The following is a 4187-nucleotide window of genomic DNA, read 5'->3' on the forward strand; positions in this document are numbered from 1 at the left end:
GTATTATCAGCATTTGGATTAATGTTTTACTCCGCGTTTACAGATGACCCGCGATTAACACCAAATTTCTAGGGGTGCGTTTCTACAACAAGTAGAGGCGCATTTTTTACTAACTGGCAGTTTAGTTTAATAATTTTCGAAGGGCTTTTTGTTTTATGTGAATCAGGAAGATTGCAGTAGGATTAAATTATGTAGGAGGAGTTCTCTTCCTCCTGTCGAATATTGGAAGATAGAGGGGAGGGGATTCTATGATTTTCGGTCAAGAGGATTTAGCGCAATATAATTCAGCAAAATCGCCATGGTTCAATATAGCGACTAACGGTAAAGTTGATATCGGTATTGAACAAGGTGATATCCAAAAAGTCGGTTTGACTTCCGAAGGAATGTACAAAATGGTGGATGAATGGCTAAACAGCATTCACGGGCTGTCAAGAGAACAGAGGGAAAATCTTATTAATAAACTTGAAAAGTAATGGCAAGAACGTCCTCATACTGGGGCGTTTTTTTATTTTTGTGAAGCAAGCGGAATGAAATGGTGAGGACCGTGGTATGAGGTTCATTGGTAGAAAGTTTCCATACCAAAATGATAATGAATTAAAGAAAGAGAAGATTAGGCTATAGAGATAGGAATAGATTGCGATCCATCAAATATTGAAGAGGATTTATGCGACAACTAGTGTTACACAGGGGGACTGCCTAACGAAACTCTACTCACTTCCGAATATTTGTCTCTGTTATTATGCATTATTCTGTAAGAATTTACTTGAAGAATAGAACGTCCGCAAACTATTCACATAGTTTAACGGACGCTAATTTTGTTCTAATCCAAATGATTACACCTGTCAGTAAACTGTTAACTATGAAATGTTCCTACCTGAACAACTTAAACACAATATACATATTCCTCAATTTATTTATAGGCCCTTTTGTTGTTGAAAGGCTGGGAGGTTTATTCTAAAACATGTACCTTTACCGAGTTCACTACTTACATGAATCGTACCATTCATTCCTTTGATGATACTATAAGAAACCATCATTCCAAGCCCAGTGCCTGTTTCTTTAGTTGAAAAATAAGGTTGACCAAGACGATTAATTTGTTCTTGTGACATTCCAACACCTTGGTCACTAATCTCAATTTGGACTGTATCTTGGAAACTAGACAAGTGAATTTGAAGCTTACCTTCCTTTGACTTCATCGATTCAATTCCATTTTTCATAAAATTGATCAAACATTGTTGGAATTTTTTTCTTTCGCCAATCGACACAAATTGATTTTGCTCTTGATTGTATATTTTTCGCTCTATTTCAACTCCGTTTATTGTTGCCAAATGACAAATCACATTGACGGCCTGTTGTATTTCTTCATTAATATTGATCTTTTCATTTTTTTCTAAGGTTGGTTCAGCAAAGGTTAAATAATCATTAATGATATCGGTAGCTCGATCTAATTCTTTTAAAGTAATACTAATGAATTCTTTTCTTTTATCAGGGGAAATATCATCAGATAATAATTGAATATAACCTCTGCTTACTGTAAGTGGGTTCCGAACTTCATGAGAAATACTAGCTGCCAAGTGGTAAACCATTTGGAGTTTTTCTGCCTTAATCAAGTTTTGCAATAAACTAGAATAATTACGAATTCCTTCCCATATGATCGTTGAAATAATAATACCCAACATATTAATACTATAAAACTCGAAGAGAAACAAACTTGGTTTATAACCCGAGAAATAAATGAATTCCAAAGAATCAAGAATGATCATCCCAATGAATGATAATGTCACTGAAAGTAAAAGTTTTTGTTTCAAATTCATTTTTAAATAATTTTTGGAAAGGATGCAAGTTGCAATTCCGATAATAATAAATACTACAGATGCTGGATAAAAACCCATCCCTCCCAATGAGAAACGAATAAGAAGAACGATAGCTAATTGTATCAACCCTAGTTTATAACCACCATATAGACCACCTAGAATAAATGGAACATAGCGTAAATCCCAAAAGCTATTATCGTTTGAATATACCGGAAATACCATACACAATACAAGAGTGACAATAGGGAATAAAGCGATTTGCCAACTTTTTAATTCTTTTGAACGGTAAGCATAAGTAGCATGTAGGATTTGTAATAAACAGAGAGCTAGTAGGATAAATAGAAAATTGTTGAGCAAATCTTTTGTAATAAGATCCATGTGAGCATCGTTCCCTTAATTTTATGACTAGTCTTATAATAGCGTAAGTCTGTCGTTAAAACAAATTCAGACAATATTTTCATGAATAATTGTTCTGTCGGCGATAAATTGGGTGTCCATAAAAGGGGAAGTATTCACGGTGGATTATCAAGGGCTTCAACATTCAACTGGTGTGGTTCTCCGGAATCTGATTCTAGTAAAATATCAAAGGTTGTAAACCAATATCAATTAGTCCAATTGACATAAATTCTGTCTCTTTACTTTTGTAAGATTTAAGAAGCGAGTTTAAGGGGGGGACGTTCGAAAAGTAATTTAATAGGTTTTCGAACGATAATTTATTGTGTATTTCATTTCAAACACAGCGTTCGTTAATGTGTACTTTTATGAACAGAATGAATTGGCTAAGAAAGAAATAATAAAATGTCGGCTAGTTTCCTATTTTTAGTTTTAAAACGACACTTAGGGGAAAAATACTACTGATTGCAAAAATAGCTGGAGGTGTGTCCATGAATACGAAATACGAAGAATGCCTGAGAGCATGTTTAGAATGTCTAGAGGCATGCAATACCTGTTTCGATGCTTGCCTAAAAGAGGAAGATTTGAAGATGATGGCCGATTGTATCCGCTTGGACCGTGAATGTGCAGATATATGTGCGTTTGCAGCACAAGCGATGACGCGAAATAGCCCATTTACTAAACAGGTTTTAGAACTTTGTGCAGCAGTTTGCGAACGTTGCGCGGAAGAGTGTGCTAAACATGATCACGATCATTGCCAACGCTGTGCTGAATCTTGCCGAAAGTGTGCTGAGGCCTGTCGACAAATGGTAGCTTAAACGATTTGCAGAAAATGAAACTATCAATGGAGCTGTTTCAAGAAATGAAAAAGTATTTCTAGGAACAGCTTCTTTCTATTTGTGGATTATCCAGGATAAGGAGTGTTATTCGAGTGAAAAAGCAATTATTTTTTTAAAGTGCCGCTATAATTATTGGTTTAAGTGGATGTGGAAATAATACAAGCAATGAGAAAAGCCCGAACAACAATAATGAACCCGAACATGAAAATATGGACATGAACCATTCTGGCTCAGGTGAAGTTCCTGAAAACTTGAAAGTGGCAGAAAATCCAACCTATAAAGTCGGAAGCGAAGCAATTATTAAAACAGACCATATGGAAGGTATGGACGGTGCTGTGGCAACAATCGTGGGTGCTTATGATACTACAGCTTACGCTATATCGTATACCCCGGTAACTGGCGGGGAAAGAGTGGAAAATCATAAATGGGTTATCAAAGAAGAGATTAAAGATGCTGATGACACAACTTTGGAACAAGGAACTGAAGTCATCATAGGGGCAGACCATATGGAAGGGATGGAAGGAGCGACAGCTGAAATTGATTCAGCTGAACAAACTACTGTCTATATGATCGATTACACTCCTACTACAGGCGGAGAAAAAGTGACAAATCATAAATGGGTATCGGAAAGTGAACTTTCTACTAAATGAAGGTTTACTATTGAATTGATAAAGTATCTGGGATAAACGGGTCACAATAAGTTAAATACGAATCAAAAGAACACCTACATTTAAGGTGTTCTTTTGATTTCCACGAAGGTAAGGCATGAGCATTCATGAAGTGGCTAATCATACGGGACATTCAAATATTCATACGACGATGTTATATACAAACCCTACGAAAAAAGAAATGCTAGAGAAAATGAATCTCCTTTGTTTAAGAAGGGATTAATGTTTATAGTGCAGAATTATTAGCTGCATCTAATGTGTAAAGGAGATCAGTGATGGAGTTTGACTTGACTATAAATTCTATAAGACGATATGAAAACTTTATAAGAAGAGTGTCAAATGTAAGATGGTTTAGGGATTAAAAAGTGTGTGTGAATAGAACGAAAATGAATATGAGCTAACTGGTGCTAGAGTTAAACTAGAAAAAGGTTTTTCTTTTTAATCTCTAAACATTCCTACTATAGTTATAGGGA

4 protein-coding genes are annotated in these 4187 nt (G+C 35.5%); 3 read left to right on the forward strand and 1 reads right to left on the reverse strand.

The window, feature by feature from the left end; all coding sequences use genetic code 11:
* The first annotated feature begins 248 nt into the window (after positions 1–248).
* Complete coding sequence (locus AC25Y5_RS18805) at positions 249–473, forward strand: hypothetical protein (RefSeq protein ID WP_488141630.1); 225 nt, start codon at positions 249–251, stop codon at positions 471–473.
* Positions 474–914: 441 nt separating this feature from the next.
* Here AC25Y5_RS18805 and AC25Y5_RS18810 read toward each other — a convergent pair whose 3' ends face one another.
* Positions 915–2192 carry an ATP-binding protein gene (locus tag AC25Y5_RS18810; protein WP_488141631.1) on the reverse strand — a complete coding sequence of 426 codons (1278 nt, stop codon included), beginning with the start codon at positions 2190–2192 and terminating at the stop codon, positions 915–917.
* 506 nt (positions 2193–2698) lie between these two features.
* Here AC25Y5_RS18810 and AC25Y5_RS18815 point away from each other — a divergent pair.
* Positions 2699–3025: a four-helix bundle copper-binding protein gene (locus tag AC25Y5_RS18815; RefSeq protein WP_488141632.1), complete on the forward strand. Its 327-nt coding sequence runs from the start codon at positions 2699–2701 to the stop codon at positions 3023–3025.
* Between the two features lie 146 nt (positions 3026–3171).
* Entirely contained in the window at positions 3172–3696 is a 525-nt protein-coding gene (locus AC25Y5_RS18820; RefSeq protein ID WP_488141633.1) for a YdhK family protein, read from the forward strand.
* Positions 3697–4187 lie beyond the last annotated feature (491 nt).

This window comes from Sporosarcina sp. Y1011 (assembly GCF_057669885.1).

What these genes read in the sequence shown, in the direction of transcription:
- AC25Y5_RS18810 (WP_488141631.1), bottom strand. Translation starts at nt 2,192, where the DNA reads ATGGATCTTATTACAAAAGATTTGCTCAACAATTTTCTATTTATCCTA.
- AC25Y5_RS18815 (WP_488141632.1), top strand. Translation starts at nt 2,699, where the DNA reads ATGAATACGAAATACGAAGAATGCCTGAGAGCATGTTTAGAATGTCTA.
- AC25Y5_RS18805 (WP_488141630.1), top strand. Translation starts at nt 249, where the DNA reads ATGATTTTCGGTCAAGAGGATTTAGCGCAATATAATTCAGCAAAATCG.